28 protein-coding genes and 2 pseudogenes are annotated in these 25,752 nt (G+C 74.8%); 9 read left to right on the top strand and 21 right to left on the bottom strand.

The window, feature by feature from the left end; genetic code table 11:
- Positions 1–212: 212 nt before the first annotated feature.
- From I4I78_RS11290 to I4I78_RS11270, 5 genes are all read right to left on the bottom strand, one after another.
- A complete protein-coding gene (locus I4I78_RS11290; RefSeq protein ID WP_218611220.1) occupies positions 213–851 on the bottom strand; it encodes a DUF2461 domain-containing protein in 639 nt (212 codons plus the stop codon).
- On the bottom strand, positions 848–1,774 hold the full coding sequence (gene lgt, locus I4I78_RS11285; RefSeq protein WP_218611219.1) for a prolipoprotein diacylglyceryl transferase: 927 nt from the start codon (positions 1,772–1,774) through the stop codon (positions 848–850). Before lgt ends, I4I78_RS11290 begins: the two co-directional genes overlap by 4 nt.
- A 63-nt stretch (positions 1,775–1,837) precedes the next feature.
- A complete protein-coding gene (trpC, locus tag I4I78_RS11280) occupies positions 1,838–2,680 on the bottom strand; it encodes an indole-3-glycerol phosphate synthase TrpC (protein WP_218611225.1) in 843 nt (280 codons plus the stop codon).
- Positions 2,681–2,730: 50 nt separating this feature from the next.
- Positions 2,731–3,411, bottom strand: a complete 681-nt coding sequence (locus I4I78_RS11275) for a Trp biosynthesis-associated membrane protein (RefSeq protein ID WP_218611218.1) — start codon at positions 3,409–3,411, stop codon at positions 2,731–2,733.
- Positions 3,408–4,988 carry an anthranilate synthase component I gene (locus tag I4I78_RS11270; RefSeq protein WP_218611217.1) on the bottom strand — a complete coding sequence of 527 codons (1,581 nt, stop codon included), beginning with the start codon at positions 4,986–4,988 and terminating at the stop codon, positions 3,408–3,410. The genes I4I78_RS11275 and I4I78_RS11270 overlap by 4 nt, the downstream gene beginning before the upstream one ends.
- Before the next feature lie 47 nt (positions 4,989–5,035).
- Here I4I78_RS11270 and I4I78_RS11265 point away from each other — a divergent pair, with 47 nt between their 5' ends.
- Positions 5,036–5,728, top strand: coding sequence for a TetR family transcriptional regulator (locus I4I78_RS11265; RefSeq protein WP_218611216.1), 693 nt, complete (start codon positions 5,036–5,038; stop codon positions 5,726–5,728).
- Here I4I78_RS11265 and I4I78_RS11260 read toward each other — a convergent pair.
- Positions 5,697–6,359 (bottom strand): response regulator transcription factor, encoded by a 663-nt coding sequence (locus I4I78_RS11260; RefSeq protein WP_308252029.1) that lies wholly within the window; start codon positions 6,357–6,359, stop codon positions 5,697–5,699. The two genes, I4I78_RS11265 and I4I78_RS11260, sit on opposite strands and share 32 nt — an antisense overlap.
- Before the next feature lie 101 nt (positions 6,360–6,460).
- Between I4I78_RS11260 and I4I78_RS11255 the strand changes: the two genes are divergently transcribed.
- Positions 6,461–7,531: an oxygenase MpaB family protein gene (locus I4I78_RS11255; protein ID WP_308252028.1), complete on the top strand. Its 1,071-nt coding sequence runs from the start codon at positions 6,461–6,463 to the stop codon at positions 7,529–7,531.
- Here I4I78_RS11255 and I4I78_RS11250 read toward each other — a convergent pair.
- From I4I78_RS11250 to hisH, 6 genes are all read right to left on the bottom strand, one after another.
- The gene (locus I4I78_RS11250; RefSeq protein WP_218611215.1) at positions 7,528–7,785 is read right to left on the bottom strand and encodes a hypothetical protein; all 258 of its coding nucleotides are present in this window, start codon (positions 7,783–7,785) and stop codon (positions 7,528–7,530) included. The two genes, I4I78_RS11255 and I4I78_RS11250, sit on opposite strands and share 4 nt — an antisense overlap.
- Before the next feature lie 169 nt (positions 7,786–7,954).
- Positions 7,955–8,329 carry a phosphoribosyl-AMP cyclohydrolase gene (gene hisI, locus I4I78_RS11245; RefSeq protein ID WP_218611214.1) on the bottom strand — a complete coding sequence of 125 codons (375 nt, stop codon included), beginning with the start codon at positions 8,327–8,329 and terminating at the stop codon, positions 7,955–7,957.
- Positions 8,326–9,099, bottom strand: coding sequence for an imidazole glycerol phosphate synthase subunit HisF (gene hisF / locus I4I78_RS11240; protein ID WP_218611213.1), 774 nt, complete (start codon positions 9,097–9,099; stop codon positions 8,326–8,328). The genes hisI and hisF overlap by 4 nt, the downstream gene beginning before the upstream one ends.
- Before the next feature lie 2 nt (positions 9,100–9,101).
- Complete coding sequence (gene priA / locus I4I78_RS11235; RefSeq protein ID WP_218611212.1) at positions 9,102–9,848, bottom strand: bifunctional 1-(5-phosphoribosyl)-5-((5-phosphoribosylamino)methylideneamino)imidazole-4-carboxamide isomerase/phosphoribosylanthranilate isomerase PriA; 747 nt, start codon at positions 9,846–9,848, stop codon at positions 9,102–9,104.
- A 9-nt stretch (positions 9,849–9,857) separates the two neighbouring features.
- A complete protein-coding gene (locus tag I4I78_RS11230) occupies positions 9,858–11,081 on the bottom strand; it encodes an MFS transporter (protein WP_218611222.1) in 1,224 nt (407 codons plus the stop codon).
- A 4-nt stretch (positions 11,082–11,085) separates the two neighbouring features.
- Complete coding sequence (gene hisH / locus I4I78_RS11225; protein ID WP_218611211.1) at positions 11,086–11,721, bottom strand: imidazole glycerol phosphate synthase subunit HisH; 636 nt, start codon at positions 11,719–11,721, stop codon at positions 11,086–11,088.
- A 220-nt stretch (positions 11,722–11,941) separates the two neighbouring features.
- On the opposite strand from hisH, the gene I4I78_RS11220 reads away from it, so the two are divergent.
- Together I4I78_RS11220 and I4I78_RS11215 are read left to right on the top strand one after the other, a co-directional pair.
- Positions 11,942–12,835, top strand: coding sequence for an MEDS domain-containing protein (locus I4I78_RS11220; RefSeq protein WP_218611210.1), 894 nt, complete (start codon positions 11,942–11,944; stop codon positions 12,833–12,835).
- Positions 12,832–13,803: an ATP-binding protein gene (locus tag I4I78_RS11215; RefSeq protein WP_218611209.1), complete on the top strand. Its 972-nt coding sequence runs from the start codon at positions 12,832–12,834 to the stop codon at positions 13,801–13,803. Before I4I78_RS11220 ends, I4I78_RS11215 begins: the two co-directional genes overlap by 4 nt.
- 26 nt (positions 13,804–13,829) lie before the next feature.
- Here I4I78_RS11215 and hisB read toward each other — a convergent pair whose 3' ends face one another.
- From hisB to hisD, 3 genes are read right to left on the bottom strand one after another with little or no spacing between them, the layout of a single operon-like run.
- Complete coding sequence (gene hisB / locus I4I78_RS11210) at positions 13,830–14,429, bottom strand: imidazoleglycerol-phosphate dehydratase HisB (protein ID WP_218611208.1); 600 nt, start codon at positions 14,427–14,429, stop codon at positions 13,830–13,832.
- The gene (locus I4I78_RS11205; protein WP_218611207.1) at positions 14,426–15,553 is read right to left on the bottom strand and encodes a histidinol-phosphate transaminase; all 1,128 of its coding nucleotides are present in this window, start codon (positions 15,551–15,553) and stop codon (positions 14,426–14,428) included. Before I4I78_RS11205 ends, hisB begins: the two co-directional genes overlap by 4 nt.
- Positions 15,550–16,893 (bottom strand): histidinol dehydrogenase, encoded by a 1,344-nt coding sequence (gene hisD / locus I4I78_RS11200; protein ID WP_218611206.1) that lies wholly within the window; start codon positions 16,891–16,893, stop codon positions 15,550–15,552. Before hisD ends, I4I78_RS11205 begins: the two co-directional genes overlap by 4 nt.
- Positions 16,894–17,061: 168 nt before the next feature.
- Here hisD and I4I78_RS11195 point away from each other — a divergent pair, with 168 nt between their 5' ends.
- Positions 17,062–18,246, top strand: a complete 1,185-nt coding sequence (locus tag I4I78_RS11195; RefSeq protein ID WP_218611205.1) for a winged helix DNA-binding domain-containing protein — start codon at positions 17,062–17,064, stop codon at positions 18,244–18,246.
- Between the two features lie 41 nt (positions 18,247–18,287).
- Positions 18,288–19,265, top strand: a complete 978-nt coding sequence (locus I4I78_RS11190) for a Leg1-related protein (protein WP_218611204.1) — start codon at positions 18,288–18,290, stop codon at positions 19,263–19,265.
- A gap of 6 nt (positions 19,266–19,271) precedes the next feature.
- On the opposite strand, the gene nadC is transcribed toward I4I78_RS11190, so the two are convergent.
- The 5 genes and pseudogenes from nadC to nadA form a co-directional block, all read right to left on the bottom strand.
- The gene (gene nadC, locus I4I78_RS11185; RefSeq protein WP_218611221.1) at positions 19,272–20,174 is read right to left on the bottom strand and encodes a carboxylating nicotinate-nucleotide diphosphorylase; all 903 of its coding nucleotides are present in this window, start codon (positions 20,172–20,174) and stop codon (positions 19,272–19,274) included.
- Complete coding sequence (locus I4I78_RS33785; RefSeq protein WP_308252032.1) at positions 20,171–20,473, bottom strand: hypothetical protein; 303 nt, start codon at positions 20,471–20,473, stop codon at positions 20,171–20,173. Before I4I78_RS33785 ends, nadC begins: the two co-directional genes overlap by 4 nt.
- 198 nt (positions 20,474–20,671) lie before the next feature.
- Positions 20,672–21,385: pseudogene (locus tag I4I78_RS33780) on the bottom strand (FAD-binding protein); the annotation flags it as partial.
- The gene (locus I4I78_RS33775; protein WP_308252031.1) at positions 21,295–21,657 is read right to left on the bottom strand and encodes a hypothetical protein; all 363 of its coding nucleotides are present in this window, start codon (positions 21,655–21,657) and stop codon (positions 21,295–21,297) included. The pseudogene I4I78_RS33780 and the gene I4I78_RS33775, both read right to left, overlap by 91 nt.
- A gap of 37 nt (positions 21,658–21,694) precedes the next feature.
- Positions 21,695–22,507: pseudogene (gene nadA / locus I4I78_RS11175) on the bottom strand (quinolinate synthase NadA); the annotation flags it as partial.
- 169 nt (positions 22,508–22,676) lie between these two features.
- Between nadA and I4I78_RS11170 the strand changes: the two are divergent.
- A complete protein-coding gene (locus I4I78_RS11170) occupies positions 22,677–23,381 on the top strand; it encodes an NUDIX domain-containing protein (protein WP_218611203.1) in 705 nt (234 codons plus the stop codon).
- A 5-nt stretch (positions 23,382–23,386) separates the two neighbouring features.
- On the top strand, positions 23,387–24,067 hold the full coding sequence (locus I4I78_RS11165; RefSeq protein WP_218611202.1) for an LON peptidase substrate-binding domain-containing protein: 681 nt from the start codon (positions 23,387–23,389) through the stop codon (positions 24,065–24,067).
- A gap of 13 nt (positions 24,068–24,080) precedes the next feature.
- On the opposite strand, the gene I4I78_RS11160 is transcribed toward I4I78_RS11165, so the two are convergent.
- The gene (locus tag I4I78_RS11160) at positions 24,081–24,608 is read right to left on the bottom strand and encodes a type II toxin-antitoxin system PemK/MazF family toxin (protein WP_218611201.1); all 528 of its coding nucleotides are present in this window, start codon (positions 24,606–24,608) and stop codon (positions 24,081–24,083) included.
- A gap of 149 nt (positions 24,609–24,757) precedes the next feature.
- Between I4I78_RS11160 and I4I78_RS11155 the strand changes: the two genes are divergently transcribed.
- The coding region (locus I4I78_RS11155) for a zinc-dependent alcohol dehydrogenase family protein (RefSeq protein ID WP_218611200.1) at positions 24,758–25,752 on the top strand (995 nt) is incomplete at its 3' end.

Here is a 25,752-nt window from a genome sequence, read left to right as displayed (position 1 = left end):
CGGAGGTCGCTCGACCGGTACCGGCATGCCCCTGCTCTCTCCCGAGCGCGCCGGTACGGGAACTCCCGACCCGTCGGCTACGCCGTCCGGCCGCCCGTCGGGGTACGGCCGTATGGGGGCGAGCGTGGTCTACACGGGTGACGAGCAGGCGTACTCCGGGTGCGATTCCGGTAAGAGCCGCGAAACGATGGCCTCGCCGGCCGGGGTCACTCTCAGCGGCGGGGTTGCTCGCTCGGGCCGACGTGGTCGGCGAGCCACTCGGCGAGCGGCCGCGCCGCCCGCCATGCCTTCTGCACCCGGGCGCGGGCGGCCGGACCGTGCAGCGCGTCGTCCGGCGGCCAGCGGCGGGCCACGTGCAGACCCTTGTGCCGCATCAGCTCCAGGCGCGGGTGATCGGGATCGACACCGCGCGGACGCGTCGCGAGCTGCTCCCCGCCGACGGTCAGGCCCGCGCCGCGCGCCTCGTCCAGGCGGGTGCGCAGGTCCTCGCCGCGGCGTTCGTCGTCGACGGCGGCCCGGTAGCGGGTGAGCTGGTCCGGTGCCATCGCGTAGTAACCGCCGGCCGCCATCAGCCCCTCGGTGGAGACCTCCACGTAGAACGGCGCCGCGTAGCCGCCGCAGTGGGTCTTGTACGGCGTCTTGTCGTGGGAGAACCGGACGTCGCGGTACGGGCGGAACACCTTGCCGGGGCCGAACTCGGGCTCCAGGTCGGCCAGCAGCGCCAGCATCGGGGTGCGGACGTCGCCCTCGTAGACCTCGCGGTGATCGGTCCAGTATGCCTTGGAGTTGTCGGCGATCAGCCCGTCGTAGAACTCGACGGCGTCCTCGCCGAAACCGGTGAAAGCGCTCACGACGCCCGGTCGGCGGGCTCGGGATCGGGGTCGGCCGCCTCCGGCTCACGCGGCGGGAGCTCCTCGCGGCCCCGCTTGGCCACGAGCACGTAGGCCAGCGCGGCGACGAACATCACGACCGAGACGACCACGTTGATCCGGATGTCGCCGAACACCCGGGTCGCCGGGTCGGTGCGCATCAGCTCGATGAAGAACCGGCCCAGGGTGTAGCCGGCGACGTAGAGCGCGAAGACCCGGCCGTGCCCGAGCCGGAACCTGCGGTCGGCCCAGACCACGACGGCGGCCACGACGAGGTTCCAGAGCAGCTCGTAGAGGAACGTCGGCACGACGACCGCGATCGGCGTCGGGTCCAGCGCGACGCCGCCGAGCGGGTCCTCCACGCCGGTCGCCGGGTCCACCCGGCGGTAGATCTCCAGGCCCCAGGGCAGCGTCGTCGGGGCGCCGTAGAGCTCCTGGTTGAACCAGTTCCCCAGCCGCCCGACGGCCTGCGCCACCACGATGCCGGGCGCGACGGCGTCGGCGAAGATCGGCAGCGGCAGCCCGCGGCGACGGCACGCGATCCAGGCGCCGACCCCGCCGAGCGCGACCGCGCCCCAGATGCCGAGCCCGCCGTTCCAGATCTTCAGCGCGTCCAGCGGCTCGCCACCGGGGCCGAAGTAGGTCTCCCAGTCCGTGGCCACGTGGTAGAGCCGCCCGCCGACCAGGCCGAACGGGACCGCCCACACCGCGACGTCGAGCACCGTGCCGGGCTCGCCGCCGCGCGCGACCAGCCGCCGCTCACCCCACCACAGCGCGACCGCGATGCCGGCGATGATGCACAGCGCGTACGCCCGGATCGGGATCGGGCCCAGCTGCCAGACCCCGCGGTCCGGGCTCGGGATCGCGGCCAGTACGGCCGGGGCCAACTCCAGCGCTGCGCTCACCCGGCCACGGTATAACGGCGCCCCGCCGACGTGACGCCGGTACCGGGACCTCCGGCGGGGCCTCTAGCGGGCGGTGCGGCTGCAGGACGGGTGGAAACCGGCCGCGACCAGCCCGCGCACCGCGCCGGCCGGGTCCCCGCTGGTCACCAGCCCCTCGCCGACGAGCACGGCGTCCGCGCCCCAGCCGGCGTAGGTCAGCAGGTCGCCCGGGCCGCGCACGCCGGACTCGGCGACGCGCAGCACGTCGCTCGGCAGGCCGGGCGCGATCTCACCGAAGATCGACCGGTTCACCTCGAGCGTGTGCAGGTTGCGCGAGTTCACCCCGACCAGCTTCGCCCCGGCCTCCAGCGCGCGGTCGCACTCCTCCTCGGTGTGCACCTCCACCAGCGGCGTCATGCCCAGCGACTCGACCCGGTCGAGCAGCGACGCCAGCACGTTCTGCTCCAGCGCCGCGACGATCAGCAGCACCAGGTCCGCGCCGTGCGCCCTGGCCTCGTGCACCTGGTACGGCGTGACCACGAAGTCCTTGCGCAGCACCGGGACGTCGACGGCGGCCCGCACCGCGTCCAGGTCGGCGAGCGACCCGCCGAACCGGCGCTGCTCGGTGAGCACGCTGATCACGCGGGCGCCGTTCTCGGCGTAGGTGGAGGCCAGCACCGCGGGATCCGGGATGTCGGCCAGCTCGCCCTTGGACGGGCTCGCCCGCTTCACCTCGGCGATCACGCCGACGCCGGGCTCGTACAGCGCGGCCATCGCGTCCCGCGGTCCCGCCGCGGCGGCGGCCCGCCGCTTGATCTCGGCGAAGTCGACGGCGGCCTCACGCTCCGCCAGGTCGGCCCGGACCCCGGCCACGATGGACTCGAGGACGCTGACCCCGTTCCTACTGGCCCCGTTCGTCTCGCCCACCACGCCGCCTCCTCCTCTTGGTCCGCGCTCCCCGATCGCGTGGGGACATGCTAGAGGTCCCTCCCGATCGTGGGATCACGGCCGTCGTCGAGCTGCTCCCAGGCGGCCCGGTCCGGGTCGGCCGGGGTCTCGGTCGGCGTGCCGGGCGCGGCGTAGCGCGCCCCCAGCCGGGCCATCCGGCGCTCCCGCACCGCCAGCAGCCCGCCGGCGGCGACGGCCACCACGGCCGCGAGGACGGCCAGCCAGGGCCACACCGTCGCCGTCACCGCCGAGGTGCCGATCGGCTGCCCGCCGGTGGACAGCCCCTCCCGCGCCGAGACCAGCTGCGCCGGCGTCGGTGGGGTGATCACCTGGGCGATCGTCGACCACCCGGCCGCGACCGCGGCCAGCGCGACCAGCACCCCGAGGGCGCGCCGCGCGATCCCGGACAGCGCCACCGTCGCGGCCACCGCGGCCAGCAGCAGCGCCGCGACGGCGGTGATCGCCGGCTGCAGCTGCGCGCCGGTGGCCGAGGTCGTGAGCTCGCCGCGGGTGGCGGTCGGGACCGTGACCGAGAACCAGGTCAGCGACCCGGACACGTAGAGGATCCCGGCCCCGGCCAGCAGCAGCAGGCACACCAGGCCGAGCGAGCGCCGGTCGTCGCGCGGGCGGTCGGTGGTGGCTGCGACGTCAGCTGCGACGTCAGCTGCGCCCTCACCCGCGGCGTCCCCGGCACGGTCGCCGCCGCTCACGGGCGCGACCCCGGGTCCGGGGCGCGCAGCGAGGACGCCGCCGCGATCGCGGACAGCACCGCACGCGCCTTGTTCAGCGCCTCGGTGTCCTCGGCCTCGGGATCGGAGTCGGCGACGATCCCGCCGCCGGCCTGCACGTAGGCGGTGCCGGAGCGGATCAGCGCGGTCCGGATCGCGATCGCGGTGTCGGCGTTGCCGGCGAAGTCGAGGTAGCCGACGATCCCGCCGTAGAGCCCGCGCCGGGTCGGTTCCAGGCGGTCGATCACCTGCATCGCCCGCACCTTCGGGGCGCCGGACAGGGTGCCCGCCGGGAAGCAGGCGACGACGGCGTCGAACGCGGTGCGCCCGGCGCGCAGCAGCCCGGTCACCGTCGACACCAGGTGCATCACGTGGCTGTAGCGCTCCACGGAGAAGAAGTTGTGCACCTTCACCGTGCCCGGCTCGCAGACCCGGCCCAGGTCGTTGCGGCCCAGGTCGACCAGCATCAGGTGCTCCGCGCGCTCCTTCTCGTCGGTGCGCAGGTCCTTCTCCAGCTGCCGGTCCTCCTCGTCGGTGACCCCGCGCCAGCGGGTACCGGCGATCGGGTGCGTCGTCGCGCGCCCGTCCTGCACCGTGACCAGCGCCTCCGGGCTGGACCCGACGATCGAGAACGGCTCGCCGCCTGCGGCGTCGGCGAGGCGCAGCAGGTACATGTACGGACTCGGGTTCGTGGTGCGCAGCACCCGGTAGACCTCGAGCGGGTCCGCGTCGCACTCCATCTCGAAGCGCTGCGAGACCACGATCTGGAAGGCCTCGCCGGCCCGGATCTCCTCCTTGGCCGCCTCCACCGCCGCGTGGTGCTGGGCCGGGCTGCGCCGCCGCACGAACTCGGGGCTGCCGGGCCGGTAGACCGCCACCGAGGACGGCGAGTCCACGGCCAGCTCCCCGGTCATCCGGTCCAGCCGGGCCACGGCGTCGTCGTAGGCCTGATCCACCCGCTCGTCGCTGGCGTCCCAGTTGATCGCGTTCGCGATCAGGGTGACGGTGCCCTCGTGGTGGTCGAGCGCGGCCAGGTCGGTGGCCAGCAGCATCACCAGCTCGGGGATCGCCAGGTCGTCGACGGCCGGGTCGTCCGGGTCGGCGATCCGCTCGACCCGGCGCACCACGTCGTAGCCGAGGTAGCCGACCATCCCGCCGGTCAGCGGGGGCAGCCCGGGCAGCGGCTCGGATGCCAGCTCGGTGACGACCGTGCGCAGCGCCTCCAGCGGGTCGCCGGCGGTGGGTAACCCGTCCGGCACGTCCCCGGTCCAGCGCAGCTCGCCGTCCACCGCGGTCAGCGCGGCGGCGCTGCGGGCACCGACGAACGACCACCGCGACCAGGAGCGCCCGTTCTCCGCGGACTCGAGCAGGAAGGTCCCGGAGTGGTCTCGTGCGAGCTTGCGGTACACCCCGACCGGCGTCTCGTCGTCGGCGAGCAGGCGCCGGGTCACCGGGATCACCCGGTGCGCCCTGGCCAGCTCGCGGAACTCCTCGCGGGTCGGGGTGACCGCCCCCAGCGTCGCCGATGTCGCGGTGCTGATCACGGTCATGCCGACCATTGTCCCCGCCCACCCCGGGCCGGACCGGCCCGGGGGAAGATGGGGCGGTGAGCGAGCGCGCGGACCCCACCCCGCGCCGGCGCGGGCGACGCGCCGGCGGTCAGGACACCCGTGCGGTGCTCCTCGACGCCGCGCGCGCCGAGTTCGCCGAGCGCGGGTTCGACGGCGCGACCGTGCGTCGGATCGCCGAGCGCGCCGGCGTCGACGCGGCGATGGTCAACCACTGGTTCGGCGGCAAGGAGTCGCTGTTCACCGCGTCGCTGGACATCCCGCTCGACCCGGCCGTGATCCGCGACGAGGTGCTGCCCGGCGACCCGGAGCAGCTCGGCCACCGGATCGTGCACCGGTTCCTCACCATCTGGGACGGCCGGCACGGCTCCGGGACGGGCCCGATGCTCACGCTGCTGCGCAGCGTCACCGCGCACCCCGCCGCGGCCCGGATGCTGCGCGAGTTCGTGACCCGGGCGATCATCGGCCCGGTCGTGTCCCGGGCCGCACCGGACCGGCACGCCGAGCGCGGCTCGCTGGTCGCCTCGCAGCTGATCGGGCTGGCGATGATCCGCTACGTGGTGCGGCTGGAGCCGCTGGCCTCGGCGGGCCACGACGACGTCGCCGCCGCGCTGGCCCCGACACTGCAGCGCTACCTCACCGGCGACATCGGCCCCCCGTCCGCCGGTGACACCGCGCCCGCCGGTGACCCGGCCACGCTCAGTCCGCCGGCGGGCGGCGCGGATCTATGAACCCGGACTCGTAGGCCCGCACCACGGCCTGCGTCCGGTCCCGGGCCCCGAGCTTGGCGAGCACGTTCCCGACGTGGGTCTTGACCGTCTCCACCCCGAGCACCAGCTCCGCGGCGATCTCGGCGTCGGACAGCCCGCGCGCGACCAGCCGCAGCACCCGAGCCTCCCGGTCGGTGAGCCCGGCCGAGGCCGGGCCGTCGCCGGTGTGCGTGCCGAACCCGGCGACGAGGTCGCGCACCGCGGCCGGGAACAGCAACGACTCCCCCCGGGCGATGGTCCGGACGGCCTGCACGATCTCGGCCGGGCGGGTGCGCTTGAGCAGGAAGCCGGTCGCCCCGGCCCGCAGCGCGTCGTAGACGTGGCCGTCGTTGCCGAACGTGGTCAGCACCAGCACCCGTGGCGGGTCCGGGCGGCGCACCAGGTCCCGGGCGGCGGTGAGGCCGTCGACGGCCGGCATCCGGACGTCGATCAGGACGACGTCCGGGCGCAGCCGCGCGACGAGACCGGGGACCTCGGCGCCGTCCGAGGCCTCGCCGAGCACGTGCAGGTCCGGTGCCGCGTCGAGCACCGCGCGCAGCCCGGAGCGCACCGGCTCCTCGTCGTCGGCAATCAGCAGGCCGGTGGTGCCCACGCCCTCGTCACCACGCCCGGGAGCCGGGGTCGGCGAGGTCGACGCCGGGCAGCGCCCGGTACGGCACCCGGATCAGCCGCACCACGGTCACGCCCACGATCGTGGCAGACGACACCGACGACACGGCTGCGCCGCGCGGGCGCACACGCTCCATCTCCGAGGAGGAGGCGCGCGGGCGCCGCGGTGGCGTCGGTCACGTCACCTGCCGGCCGCACCCCGCCGACGGCCCGGTCGACTCGCCCGCCGGGCACGGCCGACGCATCATGGAGGGCGTGCTGGACCTGTCGGGATCGAAGCTGGTGGACGGCGTGGCCGAGCTGCGCACACGGATCGGTGCGGCGGTGTTCACGAAGGTCGCCGGGCCGGAGGGATCCGGTCGGCGCGACCGCATCCACTCCACCCCGGGGCCGCGCTGGTTCGGCGAGGACCGCCCGATCCGCCGCGTGCACGGGGACGCGTCGATGTTCGTCGGCGGGCTCCGCGCGCTGCTGCTGCAGTCGCTGCACCCGCTCGCCATGGCCGGGGTGGCCGGGCACTCCGGGTTCCGCGGCGACCCCTGGGGACGGCTGCAGCGCACCAGCTACTTCCTGGCCGTCACCACGTTCGGCCCGGCCGAGTTCGCCGACGAGACCATCGCGAAGATCAAGAATGTGCACTCGCACGTGCACGGCACCACCCCGGACGGGCGCCCGTACTCGGCGTCGGACCCGCACCTGCTGCGCTGGGTGCACATCGCCGAGATCGACAGCTTCCTGCGCTCGCACCAGCGCTACGGCCGCGAGCCGCTCGACCAGGCCGGGCGCGACGGCTACGTCGCCGACACCGCCCGCGTCGCCCGCGAGCTCGACGTGATCGACCCACCGGAGACCGAGGCGGAGCTCGCCGCGCAGATCCGGGAGTACCGCCCGGAGCTGACCGGCAGCCCGGAGGCCCGAGCCACCGCCCGGTACCTGCTGTTCAACCCGCCGCTGCCGATCCCCGCGCGGGTCCCGTACGCGGTGCTCGGCGCCGCGTCGGTGGAGCTGCTGCCGCGCTGGGCCCGGCTGCCGCTGCGGCTGCCCTACCTGCCGGTCGCGGAGTCCACCGTCGTCCGGGCCGGCGGGCAGCTGGTCACCTCCGGGATCCGCTGGGCCATGTCCACCCCGGCACCGCCGATGCCCACCGAGGCCTAGGCTCCGGCTCCGCCACCGCCGCCGTACTGGATCACGTGCCAGCGCTCCCGGCCCTCGCGCTCCGCCTCGGCCGCCTGCAGCGACTCGGGCAACGGGTCGGGATCGTGGTCGGCGACCCACGTGTCGGGCCGCACCGGCGCCGGCATCGCGCGCCACCGGGCCCGCGGGTCGTCGGGGTCCGTGCCCTCGTCGCCGGCGGCCATCGCGATCTCGGGTACCGGCTCGTCCGCATGTCCGGCGTCGTCGGATTCCATGCTGCAACCATCCCGGCGCACCGGCGTGTGGGCAAGCCCGGAGAACGATCCAGGACGTCGGTACCTATGCGCCGTCCCTGACAAGCAGGACGTCGGTATTCATGCGCCGTCCCTGACAAGCAGGACGTCGGTGTTCATGCGCCGTCCCTGACGAGCAGGACGTCGGTACCTATGCGCCGTCCCTGACAAGCAGGACGTCGGTGTCGAAGCAGGTGCGCGTCCCCGTGTGACACGCCGGGCCCTCCTGGTCGACGGTGACCAGGACCGCGTCGCCGTCGCAGTCCAGGCGCACCTCGTGCACGTGCTGGACGTGCCCGGACGTCTCGCCCTTGACCCAGTACTCGCGGCGCGAGCGCGACCAGTAGGTGCCGCGGCCGGTGGTCAGGGTGCGGTGCAGCGCCTCGTCGTCCATCCAGCCGACCATCAGCACCTCACCCGCGCGCGACTGCACCACGGCGCAGACGAGCCCGTCGGCGTCGCGCTTGAGGCGGGCGGCGATCTCCGGGTCCAGCGCCGACTCGCGGACCCGCTCCCCGGCCGTCATCGGACCTCCACCTCGGCCCCGCGCAGGGCGTCCTTCACCTCGGAGATCCGCAGCGTGCCGAAGTGGAAGACGCTGGCCGCGAGCACCGCGTCCGCGCCGGCCCGCACCGCGGGCGCGAAGTGCCCGACCTCGCCCGCTCCCCCGGAGGCGATCACCGGCACGTCGACGACGGCGCGCACCTGGGAGATCATCTCGATGTCGAACCCGGCGCGGGTGCCGTCGGCGTCCATCGAGTTCAGCAGGATCTCCCCGACGCCGAGCTCCTGCCCGCGCCGCGCCCACTCGACGGCGTCGACACCGGCGCTGCGCCGGCCGCCGTGCGTGGTGACCTCGTAGCCCGAGGGCTGCGGCTTCTCGCCGTCGGGGACGCGCCGGGCGTCGACCGAGAGCACGATGCACTGCGACCCGAACCGGCGCGACATCTCGTGCAGCAGCTCCGGGCGGGCGATCGCGGCGGTGTTCACGCTGACCTTGTCCGCGCCGGCGCGCAGCATCGCGTCCACGTCGTCGGGGGTGCGGATGCCGCCGCCGACGGTGAGCGGGATGAACACCTGCTCCGCGGTGCGGCGGACCACGTCCATCATCGTGCCGCGCTCCGACGACGACGCCGTGACGTCGAGGAACGTCAGCTCGTCGGCGCCCTCGGCGTCGTAGACCCGGGCCATCTCGACCGGGTCGCCCGCGTCGCGCAGCTCGCGGAAGTTGACGCCCTTGACCACGCGCCCGGCATCGACGTCCAGGCAGGGGATCACGCGTACGGCGACGCCCATGCCTAGCCGACCTCGCGGACGGCGGCGAGCGCCTCGGGCAGCGTGAACCGCTGCGCGTAGAGCGCCTTGCCGACGATCGAGCCCTCGATGTTCGCGCCGTCCGCGGCCGCGCGGGCGAGCGTGACGAGGTCGGAGACCTCGGCGATCCCGCCGGAGGCGATCACCGGCGCCGGGGTCGCCTCGGCGACCCGGCGCAACAGCTCGACGTTGGGGCCCGCCAGTGTGCCGTCCTTGCCGACGTCGGTGACGACGTAGCGCGAGACCCCGTCGCGGTCCAACCGGGCCAGGGTCTCCCAGAGGTCGCCGCCGTCGGTGGTCCAGCCGCGCGCGGCCAGGCGGTGCTGCCCGTCGATGATCTTGACGTCCAGGCCGACGGCGATCCGGTCGCCGTAGGTCTTCACCGCCGCGGCGCACCACTGCGGGTTCTCCAGTGCGGCGGTGCCCAGGTTGACGCGGCGGCAGCCGGTGCCCAGCGCACGCTCCAGGGACGCGTCGTCACGGATGCCGCCGGACAGCTCGACGTCGACGTCGAGCCTGCCGACGACCTCGGCCAGCAGCTCGGCGTTCGAACCGCGCCCGAACGCGGCGTCGAGGTCGACCAGATGGATCCACTCGGCGCCGTCGCGCTGCCAGGTCAGGGCGGCCTCGAGGGGCTCGCCGTAGCCGGTCTCGGTGCCGGCCTCGCCCTGCACCAGACGGACGGCCTGGCCGTCGGCGACATCGACCGCGGGAAGCAACGTGAAACTCACCCGTCGAGCCTACCGACGCGGTCCCGGCAGCCCGGCGCCCACCGTCCCGCGCTCCGGCGCGGTACCGGCGCTGAGCAGCGCCGCGGCCACCGCGACCCCGGCCAGCACCGCGAACACCGGCGGGTAGCCACCGAGCAGCCCGGCCAGCGCGCTGCCGGCCCACGGGCCGAGCGCGATCGCGATCGTCACCGGGGCCGAGAGCAGCCCGCCGAGCCGGCCGTACAACCCGGTGGCCCAGCGGTCGGACAGCGCGGTGGCCTGCAGCAGCGTCATCACTCCGCGCGCGGCGCCGGTCGCCATCGCGACCGCGACCAGCAGCACCGCGGGGCCGGGCAGGATCCCGAGCAGCCCCGTCGTCACCGCCAGCAGCCCGAGGATCAGCCCGGCCCGCCCGCGCGGGCCGGTGCGGCCGGCGAGCCGGGCGTACCCGAGCCGGCCCAGCACCTGCCCGACCCCGCTCAGGCCCAGCGCCCACGCGGCCGCGTCCGTGGACAGCCCCCGCTCGATCAGCAACGGCACCTGGTTCACCGGCACCGCGAACGAGACGAACGCGCCCAGGCTGATCACGGTCACCACCAGCAGGAACGCGCGGCTGCGCGCCACCTCTCCGGCCGTGCGCGCGTCGGCGGGCCCGCCGTGCACCGGCGGGGCCGGGTCCGGCTCGGGCCACGTCCCGCGCAGCCCGACCAGGTGCAGCGGGATCGTGACCACGGCGAGCACCGCGGCCAGCACCAGATAGGTGCCGCGCCAGTCCAGCGGCCCGAGCAGGGCCGCGGTGGCGGGCGCGAACACGGTGCTGGCCAGGCCGGCCACCATCGTCAGCACGGTCAGCGCGCGCACCCGGTCGGATCCCCACCATCGGGTCAGGGCGGCGAACGCGGGCGGGTACAGCGTCGCCGACTGCGCGAGCCCGGCCAGCAGCCACCCGGCGACGAACAGCGGCAGCGACCGGGCCGTCGCGACCAGGACCACGGCCGGCACCGCCAGCACCGAGCCGGCCGTCATCACCCAGCGCGGGCCGTACCGGTCGAGCACCCGCCCGACCCCGATCCCGGCGAGCGCGGACACGACCAGCCCGGCGGAGAACGCCGCGGTGACGGTGCTGACCGCCCAGCCGGTGTCGGCCGCGATCGATGGCGCGAGCACCGGGAACGCGTAGTAGAGCACGCCCCAGCTGGTGATCTCGGTGACGCACAGGACGACCAGGACGCGCCGGAGCCCGCGCCGGGACATGGCGTCAGCCGACGACGTCACGCAGCCAGTTCTGCAGCACCGTCGCGCCCGCGTCGCCGGACTTCTCCGGGTGGAACTGGGTCGCGGCCAGCGCGCCGTTCTCGACCGCCGCGACGACGTCCTCGCCGTGGTGGGTCCACGTCACCAGCGGGGGGCGCAGCGCAGGCGAGTCCTCCAGCTCCCAGCGCCGCACCCCGAACGAGTGCACGAAGTAGAACCGGGTGTCGGCGTCCAGGCCCGCGAACAGGGTGCTGCCGGGCGGCGTCGTGACGGTGTTCCAGCCCATGTGCGGCAACACGTCGGCCTTGATCCGTTCGACGGTGCCCGGCCACTCGCCGCAGCCCTGCGTGTCCTCCCCGAACTCCACGCCCCGGTCGAAGAGCACCTGCATGCCGACGCAGATGCCCAGCACCGGGCGCCCGCCGGCGAGGCGGCGCCCGATGATCCGCGGGCCGCGGACCTCCTCGAGGCCCTTCATGCAGGTGGCGAACGCACCCACCCCGGGCACGACGAGCCCGTCGGCCTCCATCGCCGCGTCGAAGTCGGAGGTCACGGTGACGTCCGCGCCGACCCGTTCCAGCGCGCGCTCCGCCGAGCGCAGGTTCCCCGACCCGTAGTCCAGTACGACGATCCGTGTCACCGGACCAGGGTACGGGCCGTCCGAAACCGCGGCCCGACCGTCAGTGGCGCACGGCGGCGGCGCACGGCAGCGGACGGTCACCACCGGGTCTCGCCCCACCCGTGCGGGCGAGGATCGAACCACGCGGAGGAGCGGATCGAATACAGTCGGTATACCTTTGCCGTGCTCCGTACCAGCGTCGGTACGGAGCGCGACTCCCCGCGGTGCCGAAGGGCGGACGATGCCACGCACGATCGAGGACCTCGACCTCGTCGGGCACACCTGCATGGTCCCGGTCAGCGACGAGCACGCGTGGGAGGCCACCGCCGCCTACATCTCCCGCGGGCTCACCCGGGGTGAGCAGGTCGTCTACTTCGAGGACGCCACCGCCGACCGGCTCCTCGAGCGGCTCGCCGACGACCGGGTGCCGGTGGACTCCGCCATCTCCGGGGGCCAGTTCCTGATCGTGCCGACCGAGGCGACCCGCGCGGTCACCACCGGTCCCCTCGACGGGGTCGAGCCGGCGATGACGCACGTCATCGGGGAGTCCCGGGAGCAGGGCTGGCCCGGCGTCCGGATCATCGGTGAGGCCGCGCGGGGCCGGATCCCGCAGGGCCTCAACTCCCTCGTCGCCTACGAGCAGGTGTGCGACGAAGTGCTGCGGGACAACCCGACGGCGCGGTTGCTCTGCCTCTACGACCGCCGGCGGTTCGACGAGGGGGCGCTCGACGCGCTGCGCTCGGTGCACGGCTCCGAGCTCACCGGCCCGCCTGCCTACGACGACGGCCTGCTGCGGGTCACCCGGCCCGCGCCCTCGATGCTGCGCCTCGCCGGCGAGATCGACCACAGCAACCGCAGTGTGCTGCGCGGGATGCTCGACGGCGCGCTGGAGGACACCCTGCGCTCGGTGGACGTCCCGGTCGACGTGACGCTGGACCTGGCGTCGCTGCGGTTCCTCGACGTCGCCGGCGCCGTCGAGGTGATCCGCGGGGCGCAGCAGTTCCCCGGGACACAACGGGTTCTGCTGCGGGGCCCGCGGTCGAGGGTGCAGCGGGCGTTGCAGCGCTGCGGAGCGGGGGCGGTCGAACAGCTCGTCGTCGAGCCGAGCACGCCCGCCGCGGGCTCCGGCCGATGAGCGCCGGGCCGGCACCGCGGACGGCGGAGCGGATGCGGCACGCCGTCGGGTTCCACGACTCCATGGCGGACCTGATGAGCCAGCTGGCACCGCTGGTGCGCGACTGCCTGCTCCGGGGCGAGACGGTGGCGCTGTCGCTGGCCCCGCCGACCCTCTCCGCGCTGCACGACCGGCTCGGGGACGAGTTGGGCGGGGAGCGGTGCGCGCGGGACGCGATCACCGTGCTCGCGCACCCGGACGGCCCGCAGGGCTCGTGCGGGCAGTCGCTGGCCGTACGCCGGACACGCGAGCTCGAGGCGCTCACCGCCGACGGACCGGTCACCGTGATCGGCGAGCACGACAGCCACTTCGACGGCCCGGACGGCCGGTTCTGGACCGACCTCGACGCCGCGATCCACGTGGCGATGGCCCACCTGCCGATCCGGATGGTCTGTTTCTACCCGCGGTACCCGCTGCACGGCGTGGTGCTCGACGGGGCCCGGCGGCTGCACCCGCTGCTGTGGGAGGGCGGGGACCTGCACCCGAACCCGGGGCACCGCCCGGTGCGCGAGATGCTGGCCGAGATCCCGGCGCCCGCGCCCGCCCTGCTGGGCGCCCCGCACCATGCTATGGACCTCGGCGCCGAGCAGCTCGTCGACGTCCGGACGCTGGTCGAGCGGGTGCTGCGGGAGCGCGAGTGCCCGGCCGAGCGGCTCGACGACGCGGTGCTGGCGATCAACGAGGTCGCCACGAACGCCGTCGAGCACGGCCGCGGGCCGGCGCGGCTCGAGCTCTGGGCCGAACCGCAGGGCTGCGTGGCCGAGGTGCACGACCGGGGCGACCTCGACGACCCGCTGCGCGGCCTGGTGGCACCGGAGCCGGGACAGGCACGCGGATGGGGCCTGTGGGTCGCCCGTCAGGCGTGCGACTACCTGCGGGTCTGGCTCGACGAGGCGGGCACGCACGTCCGGATCCACGTCACGGTCTGACCGACCTCTCCCCTGGAGCGCCCTCCCTACAGGGCGCCCTTCGTGGACGGGACGCCGGTGATCCGCGCGTCCGGCTCGGTGGCCGCGCGCAGCGCGCGGGCGACGGCCTTGAACTGCGCCTCGGTGATGTGGTGCGGGTCGCGGCCGTCGAGCACCCGCACGTGCAGCGCGAGGTGCCCGTGGAAGGCCAGCGACTCGAACACGTGCTTGTTCAGCACCGTCGGGTAGTGCCCGCCGACGACGAACCCGCGCATCATCTCCGGCTCGCCGGTGCACACCGTGTAGGGCCGCCCGGACACGTCGACGACGGCCTGGGCGAGCGCCTCGTCCATCGGGATCCAGGCGTCGCCGAAGCGGCGGATGCCCTTCTTGTCCCCCAGCGCCTCGCGGATCGCCTGCCCGAGCACGATCGCGACGTCCTCGACGGTGTGGTGCGAGTCGATCTCGATGTCGCCGTCGGCGTGCACGGACAGGTCGAACGCGCCGTGCTTGCCGAACGCGTCGAGCATGTGGTCGAAGAACGGCACCTTCGTGTCGATGTCGGTCTTCCCGGTCCCGTCGAGGTCGATCTCGACGACGATCCGGGTCTCCTTGGTGACGCGCTCGATGCGTCCGGTGCGGCTCATGAGAGCTCCTTGGTGGCGAGGTCGGTGGCGGCCTGCAGGAACGTGTCGTTCTCCTCGGGCGTGCCGATCGTGACGCGCAGCCGCTCGGTGATGCCGACGTCGCGGATCAGGACGCCCTGATCGAGGAACGCCTTCCAGGCGCGCGGGGCGTCGGCGAAACGGCCGAACAGCACGAAGTTGGCGTCACTTCCCACGACGTCGTAACCGGCGGCGGCCAGCTCGGACATCACGCGGTCGCGCTCGGCGGAGAGCAGTGCGACCGAACCGAGGGTCGCCCCGGCGTGGCGCAGTGCCGCGCGGGCGGCGGCCTGGGAGAGCACCGACAGGTGGTACGGCAGCCGGACCAGCGCCAGCGCGTCGACGACGGCGGGCGCGGCGGCGAGGTAGCCCAGCCGGCCCCCGGCGAACGCGAACGCCTTGCTCATCGTCCGGGACACGACCAGCTTGTGCCCGTGCGTGCCCAGCAGCGTGGTCGCGCTCGGGAACGCGGAGAACTCGGCGTAGGCCTCGTCGACGACGACGATCCCCGGCGCGGCGTCGATCAGCGCGGCCAGGTCCCCGGGGTCGATCGACTGCCCGGTCGGGTTGTTCGGGCTGGTCAGGAACGTGATGTCCGGGGCCCGCTCGGTCAGGACGCGGCGGGCTTCGTTGACGTCGATCGCGAAGTCCGCCCGGCGCGGCGCCGGTATCCAGTCGGTCTGCGTGCCCGAGGAGATGATCGGGTGCATCGAGTAGCTGGGCTCGAACCCGAGCGCGGTGCGGCCGGGGCCGCCGAAGGCCTGCAGCAGCTGCTGCAGGATCTCGTTGGACCCGTTCGCCGCCCACAGGTTGGCCGCGGTCAGCGACGTCGCGGTCTGAGCGCTGAGGTAGGCGGCCAGGTCGGTGCGCAGCGCGAGCGCGTCGCGGTCCGGGTAGCGGTGCAGCTCGCGGGCCACCTCACCGACCGCGGCGGTGACGTCGGCGACCAGCTCCGGCGGCGGCGGGTACGGGTTCTCGTTGGTGTTGAGCCGCACCGCGACGTCGAGCTGCGGGGCGCCGTACGGGGACTTCCCGCGCAGGTCCGCGCGCAGGGGGAGCTGGTCGAGGGTGACCTCGTCGCCGACGGTCGTGCCCGTGGTGGTCATCGTGCGCCACCTCCGAAACGGGCGGTGACGGCCTGGCCGTGGGCCGGCAGGTCCTCCGCGTTCGCGAGCGTGACCACCTGGTCCGCGACGTCGCGCAGCGCCTGCTCGGTGTAGTCCACGACGTGCACGCCGCGCAGGAACGTCGCGGTGGACAGGCCGCCGGAGTGCCGGGCGCAGCCGCCGGTCGGGAGCACGTGGTTCGACCCGGCGCAGTAGTCGCCGAGCGAGACCGGGGCGTACGGGCCGATGAAGATCGCCCCGGCGTTGCGGACGCGGGCGGCGTCGGCGCGCGCGTCCGCGGTCTGGATCTCCAGGTGCTCGGCGGCGTAGGCGTCGACCACCGCGATACCGTCGTCGACGGAGCCCACCAGGATGGTCCCGGACTGCGGCCCGGACAGGGCGGTGCGGACCCGCTCGGTGTGCTTGGTCGCCGCGACCTGGCGCTCCAGCTCGCCGTCGACGGCGTCGGCCAGCTCCGGCGACACGGTGACCAGAACCGACGCCGCGTTCGGGTCGTGCTCGGCCTGCGAGATCAGGTCCGCGGCGACGTGGCGCGGGTCCGCCCCGGCGTCGGCCAGGATCGCGATCTCGGTGGTGCCGGCCTCGGCGTCGATCCCGACCAGCCCGCGCAGCATCCGCTTGGCCGCGGTGACGTAGATGTTGCCCGGCCCGGTGACCATGTCTACCGGCTCCAGCTCACCGCCATCGGTGTCGGTTCCCCCGTAGGCCAGCAGTGCGATGCACTGGGCTCCGCCGACCGCCCACACCTCCTCCACCCCGAGCAGCGCGGCCGCGGCCAGGATCGTCGGGTGCGGCAGACCACCGAACTCGGCCTGCGGCGGCGAGGCCACGACCAGCGACTCCACGCCCGCGGCCTGCGCCGGGACCACGTTCATGATCACACTCGACGGGTACACGGCCAGCCCGCCCGGCGCGTAGAGCCCGACCCGGCGCACCGGCACGAACCGCTCGGTGACCGTGCCGCCCGGCACGACCTGGGTGACGACGTCCGCGCGCCGCTGCTCGTCGTGCACCTTCCGGGCGCGCTCGATCGAGGTCTCCAGGGCCGCGCGGATGCCCGGGTCGAGGTCGCGCAGCGCGTCCGTGACCGTCCCGGCCGGCACCCGGACCGAGGCCGGGCGCACCTTGTCGAACCGCTCGGTGACCTCGAGGACCGCCTCGGTCCCCCGGTCCCGCACCGACTCCACGATCGGCGCGACGGCGGCGAGCGCGGCGTCGACGTCGACCTCGGCGCGCGGCAGCATCCCGCGCAGGGTCGCCGGGCGCGGCAGGGGGTCCCCGTTCAGGGCGGCACTGCGCAGGTCGAGACGACGGAGCATGCCCCCAGAGTACGACCGGCCCCGGAGCGACCACGGACACACCACCACACCCACACCCCGTGTTCGCGTCGTGGAGCCTTGACGCGCGATGCACCCCGTCTGCACGGCGTCATGGCTCCACGACGCGGACGATCGGGGACCGTCGGAGGGGGCTGGCACGCTGTGCGCGTGGCGACACCTCGGCTCGACGATGCACAGCGCCGGGCACGGCTGGTCCTCCGCCACCGGCTCACCGCGGCGGAGCGCACCGACGACGTCGTCCGGATCGCCGACGATCTGGTCGCGCTGCACTCCACCGACCCGGTGACCGTCTACCTCTCCGCGGCCGCCCGGATGGCGACGCCGTCGTTGGACGCCCTCGACACGGCGCTCTACTCCGACCGCACGCTGCTGCGCCACCACGCGATGCGCCGCACGTTGTGGGTGTTCGGCCACGGGCACGCGCGGCTGGCGCACCACGCGGCGACCGTCGACGTGGCCGCCGTGCAGCACCGCAACCTGCTGGCCCAGCTCGCCGCGGGCGGGGTCGACGACCCGGCAGGCTGGCTGGGCGCCGCCCGCGCGCAGGTGCACGAGCTGCTCGTGGCCGAGGGACCGATGCCGGCCCGCCAGGTCGGGCTGCGGCTGCCGGAGATCGCGGCGACGTCGGTCCCGATCGGGCCGGGCGTGCATCCCGGCCACGCCCGGGTCCTGCTCGTGATGGGCTTCGAGGGCCAGGTGCTGCGCGCCCGCCCGACCGGCACCTGGATCAACGGGCAGTACCGCTGGGCCGCGGCGCAGGACTGGGTGCCCGGCGGGGTCGGCGCCGACCTGGACCGGCGCACCGGCGCGGCCGGGCTGGCGCGGGCCTACCTGCGGGCGTTCGGGCCGGCCACCCGCGACGACCTGAAGTGGTGGGCGGGCTGGACGGTCGCCGTCACGAAGGCCGCGCTCGACGACGTCGGCGCCGTCGAGGTCACGCTCGGCGGGGACACCGGAGGCGGGACCGGCTGGGTGCTTCCCGACGACGTCGACGACGTTCCCGACCCCGGCCCGTCGGTGGCGCTGCTGCCGGGGCTGGACCCGACGACGATGGGCTGGAAGGCCCGCGGCTTCCACCTCGACCCGGCGATCACCGGGCAGATGTTCGACCGCAACGGCAACGGCGGCCCGGCCGTCTGGGTGGACGGTCGGATCGCCGGGGGCTGGGTGCAGCGACGCGACGGCGAGATCGCGGTGCGGATGCTCGCCGACGTCGGCGCCGAGGCCCGCGACGCGGTGGACGCCGCCGCACACGCACTGGGCGGGCTGCTCGGCGACGTCCGGTTCAGCGTCCGGTTCCCGGCGCCGATGCAGGCCCAGCTCCTGGCGTGAACGACCGCGCGGGATCCCGCCCGGCGGGCGAGGGTGACGCCATGAGCGCCACCCACCCGGCCGAGCTCGCCGAGCACGACCTGTACGGGAGCTGGGCCGCCGCCGACCTCGGTCCCCGCTTCGACCCGTTCGCGTTCGCGCAGCGGATGGCGGCCTACCGGTCGCTGATCGAGCACACGAACCACGACGGCCTGTTCGGCGCCGACAACCGGGGCAACCCGCTCTGGGGCCTGATGTTCCAGCACCAGTGGCAGTTCCGGACCGGGCGCCTCGGCCCCGCCTCGCGCACCGACGGCCGGATCGACCCGGCCGCGCCGTGGGGCTACGGCAACTACGTGCTGTGCGTCGTGCCGTGGCTGGGCGCGGTCGGCGCCGGGACCGTGCCGGACGCCGAGCTCGCCGGCCCGGACGCCCCCGGCCCGTTCGACCACGCCCGCGGCGGTGTGACGGGTGACCGGTACGTACCGGTGGAGCTGGCAGCCGGGGTGGCGGACTGGCGCGCCTACTTCGAGCTGGTCGCCGCGACCCCGCCGGGCGGCGACGACGAGCCGTTGCGCTCGGCGCTGTGGAAGGCGCACAAGACCTGCCTGGACGTCGTCTCCCGGACGCTGTCCGCCCGTGACCCGTTCCACCCCGCCGAGGAGATCGAGTTCCTGCGCGGGTGGTGCCGGATGGTCGACTTCCTGTGGGCCGCGGCGTGGCGGACCGACTTCGACTCGATGACCGACCACGGGCTCGACGTGCTCCCCGAGCGGATCCTCGGACCCCGCGACCGCGCGGGTGCCGCCGGCGACCTGCCGCGCACGGTCCGGCGCAACGTGCGCAGCGTGCGCGGCGTGCGCGGCCTGGCCCGGACGTCGGACCGGCGCTACGCGGTGAACCTGTGGCTGTGGCGGCGGGTCATGCGCACCCGCGGGGCCCGCGACGACGTGCTCCCGCTGCTCGACGCGGTCTTCGACCCCCGCCGGGACAACCGCCGCCGGCAGCTCCGGCTCCTGCGGTACCTGCTCCGCCTCTGACCGTGATCAGCGCAGGTCCAGCCCCAGGTCCAGCGCCGTCACCGAGTGCGTGAGCCCGCCGACCGAGATGAAGTCCACCCCGGTCGCGGCGTACTCGGCGGCGTTGCCGAGCACCAGACCGCCGGAGGACTCCAGCAGGGTCCGGCTGCCGCCGCGCCGCCGCACCGCCTCGGCGGTGTCGCCCGGGCCGAAGTTGTCCAGCAGCACGAGCTCCGCGTCGAGGGCAAGCACCTCGTCGAGCTGCTCCAGGGAGTCGACCTCCACCTCGCAGGGCAGGTCCGGGGCCAGCGTGCGGGCCGCGGCCAGCGCCGCGGAGACCGACCCGGCGGCCGCGACGTGGTTGTCCTTGATCAGGACGGCGTCGCCGAGGCCGAGCCGGTGGTTGACCCCGCCGCCGCAGCGCACCGCGTACTTCTCCAGCAGCCGCAGGCCGGGCAGCGTCTTGCGGGTGTCCCGGATCGCCGCGTGCGTGCCGGCGACGGCGTCGACCCATGCCCGGGTGGCGGTCGCGACGCCGGAGAGGTGGCACAGCAGGTTGAGCGCGGTCCGCTCCGCGGTGAGCAGGCCACGCACCGGCGCCCGCACCGCCAGTGCGGGCTCTCCCGGGGCGAGCGGGGAGCCGTCGGTGAGTGCGGTGAGCACCTCGTAGCCGCCGGCGCCGAGCACCTCGTCGAGCACCGCCGTCGCCACCGGGATACCGGCCAGCACCCCCGCGGCACGGGGGGTGAACTCGCCGACGGCGACCGCGTCGGCGGGCACGGTCGCCGCGGTCGTGGCGTCCGGCCCGTAGCGCAGGTCCTCGTCCAGAGCGGTGCGCACGACACGGGCGAGGTCGTCCGGGTCGGGCACGCCGATCTCACGGGTCCCGCCGACGCCCGCCGCGACCCGGCCCGAGGTCCGGGTGCTCATGCCACACCCGCCATCGCGTCGCGGCCGACGACCGGCAGCCCGGCGCCGTCGAGGGTGACCACGAGGCTCTCCCGCTGCCACACGTCGTCGCGGTCCGGGAAGTCGGTGCGGACGTGGCAGCCGCGGCTCTCGCGCCGGGTCCCGGCCGCGGCCAGCACCCCCTGCGCGAGCAGGGTCAGCGCCGCGTCCTCGACCCCGGCCCGGTCGATCGGGACGGCGGTCGACGTGGCCGTCTCGACGGCGTCCGAGGCGGCGGCGAGGCCGGTGGCGTCGCGCCCGATCCCGGCGCAGGTGCTCATCGCGCGCTGCACGACACCCCGGTCGGCGATCCCGACCGCCGGAGCGGGCGCCACCAGCTCCGGCGACGCGGTACGCGGCAGCACACGGTCGGCCAGCACCGCGCGGACCACCCGCTCCCCCACCACGAGCCCCTCCAGCAGGCTGTTCGACGCCAGCCGGTTCGCCCCGTGCAGCCCGGTCCGGGCGACCTCGCCCGCCGCGTAGAGACCGGGCACACCGGTCCGGCCGTCGGTGCCGGCGACGACGCCGCCGCACGCGTAGTGCGCGGCCGGGGTCACCGGGATCGGCTCGGTGCGCGGGTCGATCCCGGCCTCGCGGCAGGAGGCGTACACGGTCGGGAAGCGCGCCGCGAAACCCTCCAGTGCGGTGGCGTCGAGATACATCGCGTCCGCGCCGGTCTCGGTCATCCGCCGCGCGATCGCCGCCGCGACGACGTCGCGCGGGGCCAGGTCGGCCAGCGGGTGCACCCCGGCCATGAACGCGGTCCCGGTCCGGTCGCGCAGCACCGCCCCCTCGCCGCGCACCGCCTCGGTGACCAGCGGTCGACGGCCGAGGGCGGGCCCGGTGTAGAGCACGGTCGGGTGGAACTGGACGAACTCCAGGTCCGACGCCGCCGCCCCGGCCCGTAGCGCGAGCGCGACGCCGTCGCCGGTGGAGGTGTCCGGGTTCGTGGTGCTGGCGTAGAGCTGCCCGTAGCCACCGCTGGCCAGAAGCACCGCCGGCGCGCGCAGCAGGCCCGCGCGCCCGGCGTCGTCGAGCACGGACAGGCCACCGACCCGCCCGCCCGCGTCCCGCAACGCGTCCACGGCGACGTGCCCGGTCAGCACCGTGATCTCCGCGGTCGCGGCCGCGGCGACCAGGGCACGCTCGATCTCCGCCCCGGTCGCGTCGCCGCCGGCGTGCACGACCCGGAACGCCGAGTGCCCGCCCTCCCGCGTCCGATCGAGCCGGACCGGGTGGGCGGGCGGAGACCCTGCGCCGAGGCCTGCTGCGTCGGGCCCTGCTGAATCGGGCCCTGCTGAATCGAAGACGGCGCCGCGCTCGCGCAGACACCGGCCCGGGCGCGGTCCGGTGTCTGCGCGAGCGCGGCGACCGAGTCCCCCTCGATGTCGCCCAGGACCACGGCGACGCCGCCCTGTGCCCAGCGGGTGCTCCCGGCGTCGATCGCGTCCTTGGTGACCACGACGACCCGCAGCCCGGCCCGCACCGCGTCCAGCGCCGCGGTGCAGCATCCCGACCTCGGTGGCGACCAGGACCGACTTCGCGCCGGTCGCGCGGGCGGCGTCCAGCATGCCGCCGGTGGAGAGGATCTTGACCCGGTCGGCGGGCACCGCGCCGGTCCCGGCGAGGTAGAGCGCCGAGGTGGCACAGCCGCACTCGGGGTGCACGAACAGCTCGGCGTCCGGGTCGGCCTGCGCCTGCGCGGTCAGCTGGGCGCCGTTGATCCCGGCGTGCACGTGGCACTCCCCGGCCCAGACGTGCATGTCCTCCCGGCCCAGCTCGCGGCGGACGTGGGCGCCGAGGAACTGGTCGGGCAGGAACAGGACCTCCTTGTCGCGCGGGATCGAGTCGACGACCTCCGCCGCGTTCGACGAGGTACAGCAGATGTCGGTCTCGGCCTTCACCGCGGCGGTGGTGTTCACGTACGACACGACCACCGCCCCGGGGTGCTGCGACTTCCACTCGCGCAGCTGCTCGGCGGTGATCGAGTCGGCCAGCGAGCAGCCGGCCCGCGCGTCCGGGATCAGCACGGTCTTGTCCGGGGCGAGGATCTTCGCGGTCTCGGCCATGAAGTGCACGCCGCAGAACACGATCGTCGACGCCTCCGAGGAGGCGGCGATCCGGGACAGCGCGAGCGAGTCCCCGACGTGGTCGGCGACGTCCTGGATGGCGGGTAGCTGGTAGTTGTGCGCCAGCACGACGGCGTCGCGCCTGCGGGCCAGGGCACGCACCTGTTCGGCCCACGCGGGGCCGGGGTCGACCTCCTCGGCCGGTGTCCCGGCCGGGGCCGTGCTCACGGTGCTCACGCTCATCGTCGTCCTCCGAGGGCGTCCTCTGGTTTTCGCCTGGTGAGCGGAAACTACCGGGATCGTAGCACCGGCCCTCCGGCCGCGACACCGTCCACGTGACCCGCACCTCACCTCCCGGTAACCCGGCGGGCAGCCGGAGGACACCCCGGGCACGCCTCTACGCTGCGGTCCCATGTCCACCCGCCCGACCGAGCACGAGGTGCTCGCGGCCGTCCTGCAGATCCGCTCGGAGCGGCTGCGGGTGCTGCTCTGGCAGCGGGCGATGGACCCGGACGCCGGGCGCTGGGCGCTGCCGGGCGGGCGCCTGCGCGACGACGAGGACGTCGAGAGCTCGGTCCGCCGCCAGCTCACCGAGAAGGTCGACGTCCGCGAGGTCGCCCACGTCGAGCAGCTCTCGGTGTTCTCCGACCCGGACCGCACCGGCGCCGGGGTCCGGATGATCGCGACCGCGTTCGTCGGGCTGGTCCCCTCCGACGCCGACCCCGCGCTGCCCCCGGACACCGCCTGGCACGGTGTCGACGACCTGCCGCAGACCGCGTTCGACCACGCCGGGATCGTCGACGTGGCACGGGACCGCCTGCGCGCCAAGCTGTCCTACACCAACCTGGGCTTCGCGCTGGCGCCGGCGGAGTTCACCATCTCGGCGCTGCGCGAGCTCTACGCGACGGCGCTGGGGCACACGGTGTCGGCGACCAACCTGCAGCGCGTGCTGACCCGCCGCGATCTGCTCGCCCCGACCGGGGCGGTCGCGCCCCCCGGACGGGCCGGCGGCCGGCCCGCGGCGCTGTTCCGGTTCACCGACCGCACGCTGCGGGTGACCGACGCGTTCGCCGTGCTCCGACCGCCGGGCGTCGCCACCGGGCCCGTACTACCGTGAGCTGCGTGGCCGCGACGATCCCGCTGTTCCCGCTGGGGACGGTGCTGATGCCGGGAGCGGCGCTGCCCCTGCACATCTTCGAGCCGCGGTACCGGCAGCTGACCGTCGACCTGATCACCGGCGAGGTGCCGGACAAGGAGTTCGGCGTCGTCGCGGTGCGCGAGGGCCACTCCCCCGACGCCGACGGCCTCGCCGGGCTCTACGGCGTCGGGTGCACCGCCGCGTTGATCGACGCCCGGCGGCTGCCGGACGGACGTTACGACGTCGTCACCCGCGGCGCCCGCCGGTTCCGGCTGATCGACCTCGACACCGAGTCCAGGCCGTACCTGACCGGTTCGGTGGAGTTCCTGCCCGACGTGAGCGAGAACGAGCCGGACGAGCGGCTGATCGCGATGCTCGACGCCGCGGCCCGCGAGGCGCACCGGCGCTACTGCGGCACGGCGTGGCGCTCCGACGACTGGGCCGAGCCGAAGGACGACACCCCGCCCGACCAGCTGGCGCACCTGCTGGCCGCGGACTGCCTGCTGCCGATGGACGACCGGCAGGCGCTGCTGGAACAGACCAGCCCGGTGCACCGGCTGCGCGAGATCCGGATGCTGCTGGCCCGCGAGGCGGGCCTGCTCGAGCGGTTGCACGCCGTCCCGGCGCCGCTGGGCACGTTCCCGGACGAGAACAGCCCCAACTGACAGTGGCCGGACCTCAGCGCCAGCCGTAGCGTCCGCGCAGCTCACCGGCGACGCGGTCGAACTTGTCCCGCTCCAGGATCGCGCCCTCCCGGCGGATGCCGTTCTCCTCGACCTCGAGGACCCGGTCCAGGCGGATGTAGGACGGGCGGCCCTCGCGGTCCCACGCCCCGGACCCGATCCCGACCCAGTTCGCGTCGTCGGAGCGGTGGCCCTGGCTCGAGAGCATCAGCCCGAGCAGGCCGGAACCGGCCCGCCCGACGACCAGCAGGGGGCGGTCCTTGCCCTGCGAGGCATCCTCCTCGAACGGCACCCAGGTCCAGATGATCTCGCCCGGGTCCGCGGCGCCGTCCATGTCCGGCGCGTAGGTGATCTCCCGGGCCCGGTCACCGGACGGGGCGGTCCGCACCCCGGAATGCCCGGCCGGCGCCGGGGTGCCGCCCGGTCGCGGCCCCTGCCGCCCCCGCTCGTTCTTCCTCGAGTCGTCGAGCAGCGTCATCACGACGTCCGCGGCCTTGCGCAGGACCGCACCCCAGTTCGCCATCGGACCAGCATGCCGGGCCGCCCGGGAGGGCCGGGTGCGGGGCCACCGGGACGCGCGCGACCGCCCTCACACCACCGGGTGCGCATACGACCACATGGACCCGGGTAATCCGCAGGTGAGCAGTCGACGACTACGGAGGACCGCCCATCATGCGCGCCACCCTGATCCACGGACCCGGCGATATCCGCGTCTCCGAGGTGCCCGACCCCAAGCTCCGCGACGCGACCGACGCCATCGTGCGCGTCGTGCGCTCCTGTATCTGCGGCAGTGACCTGTGGCCCTATCAGAGCGCCGAGAAGTCCGACGAGGGCGCCCGGATCGGCCACGAGTTCCTCGGCGTGGTCGAGGAGGTCGGCTCCGGGGTGTCGGCGACGAAGAAGGGCGACCTGGTGGTCGCGCCGTTCGTCTGGGCCGACAACACCTGCGACTTCTGCCGGGAGGGCCTGCAGACCTCGTGCCGGCACGGCGGCGGCTGGGGCGCCGATGGCACCGACGGCGGGCAGGGCGAGTACGTCCGGGTCCCGTTCGCCGACGGCACCCTCGTCGGGCTGCCCGGCGAGCCGGACGAGAAGCTGCTCGCCTCGCTGCTGACGCTGTCCGACGTGTTCCCGACCGGGCACCACGCCGCGGTCAGCGCGGGCGTGCGCAAGGGCGACACGGTCGCCGTCGTCGGTGACGGCGCGGTCGGGCTCTCCGCTGTGCTCGCCGCGAACCGCCTCGGCGCCGAGCGGATCATCCTGCTCGGCCGCCACACCGACCGCACCGACCTCGGCCGCGAGTTCGGCGCCACCGACGTCGTCGCCGAGCGCGGTGACGAGGGTGTGGCGAAGGTGCGCGAGCTGACCGGCGGCGACGGCGTGCACGCCGCGCTGGAGTGCGTCGGCTACGAGCAGGCCGTGTCCACCGCGATCGACGTCACCCGCGACGGCGGCACCGTCGGCCGGGTCGGCGTCTCGCAGTACGACAGCGTCCCGCTCGACACCGGCACGTTCATGCGCAACATCAAGATGGCGGGCGGGGTCGCCCCGGCGCGGAACTACATCGAGGAGCTCCTCCCCGACGTGCTCGAGGGCAAGATCCAGCCGGGCAAGGTCTTCGACCGCACCATCGGCATGGACGAGATCCCCGACGGCTACCGCGCGAT

It is taken from the genome of Pseudonocardia sp. KRD291 (assembly GCF_019263595.1).
Lineage (GTDB): Bacteria > Actinomycetota > Actinomycetes > Mycobacteriales > Pseudonocardiaceae > Pseudonocardia.
This window is presented reverse-complemented; position numbering and strand designations above follow the sequence as displayed.

Coding starts and splice junctions, on each gene's coding strand:
- I4I78_RS11270 (WP_218611217.1), bottom strand. CDS start 4,988: ATGGTCGGCATGACCGTGATCAGCACCGCGACATCGGCGACGCTGGGG.
- I4I78_RS11250 (WP_218611215.1), bottom strand. CDS start 7,785: ATGGAATCCGACGACGCCGGACATGCGGACGAGCCGGTACCCGAGATC.
- hisI (WP_218611214.1), bottom strand. CDS start 8,329: ATGACGGCCGGGGAGCGGGTCCGCGAGTCGGCGCTGGACCCGGAGATC.
- hisF (WP_218611213.1), bottom strand. CDS start 9,099: ATGGGCGTCGCCGTACGCGTGATCCCCTGCCTGGACGTCGATGCCGGG.
- I4I78_RS11230 (WP_218611222.1), bottom strand. CDS start 11,081: ATGTCCCGGCGCGGGCTCCGGCGCGTCCTGGTCGTCCTGTGCGTCACC.
- I4I78_RS11220 (WP_218611210.1), top strand. CDS start 11,942: ATGCCACGCACGATCGAGGACCTCGACCTCGTCGGGCACACCTGCATG.
- I4I78_RS11215 (WP_218611209.1), top strand. CDS start 12,832: ATGAGCGCCGGGCCGGCACCGCGGACGGCGGAGCGGATGCGGCACGCC.
- hisB (WP_218611208.1), bottom strand. CDS start 14,429: ATGAGCCGCACCGGACGCATCGAGCGCGTCACCAAGGAGACCCGGATC.
- I4I78_RS11205 (WP_218611207.1), bottom strand. CDS start 15,553: ATGACCACCACGGGCACGACCGTCGGCGACGAGGTCACCCTCGACCAG.
- hisD (WP_218611206.1), bottom strand. CDS start 16,893: ATGCTCCGTCGTCTCGACCTGCGCAGTGCCGCCCTGAACGGGGACCCC.
- I4I78_RS11190 (WP_218611204.1), top strand. CDS start 18,288: ATGAGCGCCACCCACCCGGCCGAGCTCGCCGAGCACGACCTGTACGGG.
- nadC (WP_218611221.1), bottom strand. CDS start 20,174: ATGAGCACCCGGACCTCGGGCCGGGTCGCGGCGGGCGTCGGCGGGACC.
- I4I78_RS33785 (WP_308252032.1), bottom strand. CDS start 20,473: ATGAGCACCTGCGCCGGGATCGGGCGCGACGCCACCGGCCTCGCCGCC.
- I4I78_RS11170 (WP_218611203.1), top strand. CDS start 22,677: ATGTCCACCCGCCCGACCGAGCACGAGGTGCTCGCGGCCGTCCTGCAG.
- I4I78_RS11160 (WP_218611201.1), bottom strand. CDS start 24,608: ATGGCGAACTGGGGTGCGGTCCTGCGCAAGGCCGCGGACGTCGTGATG.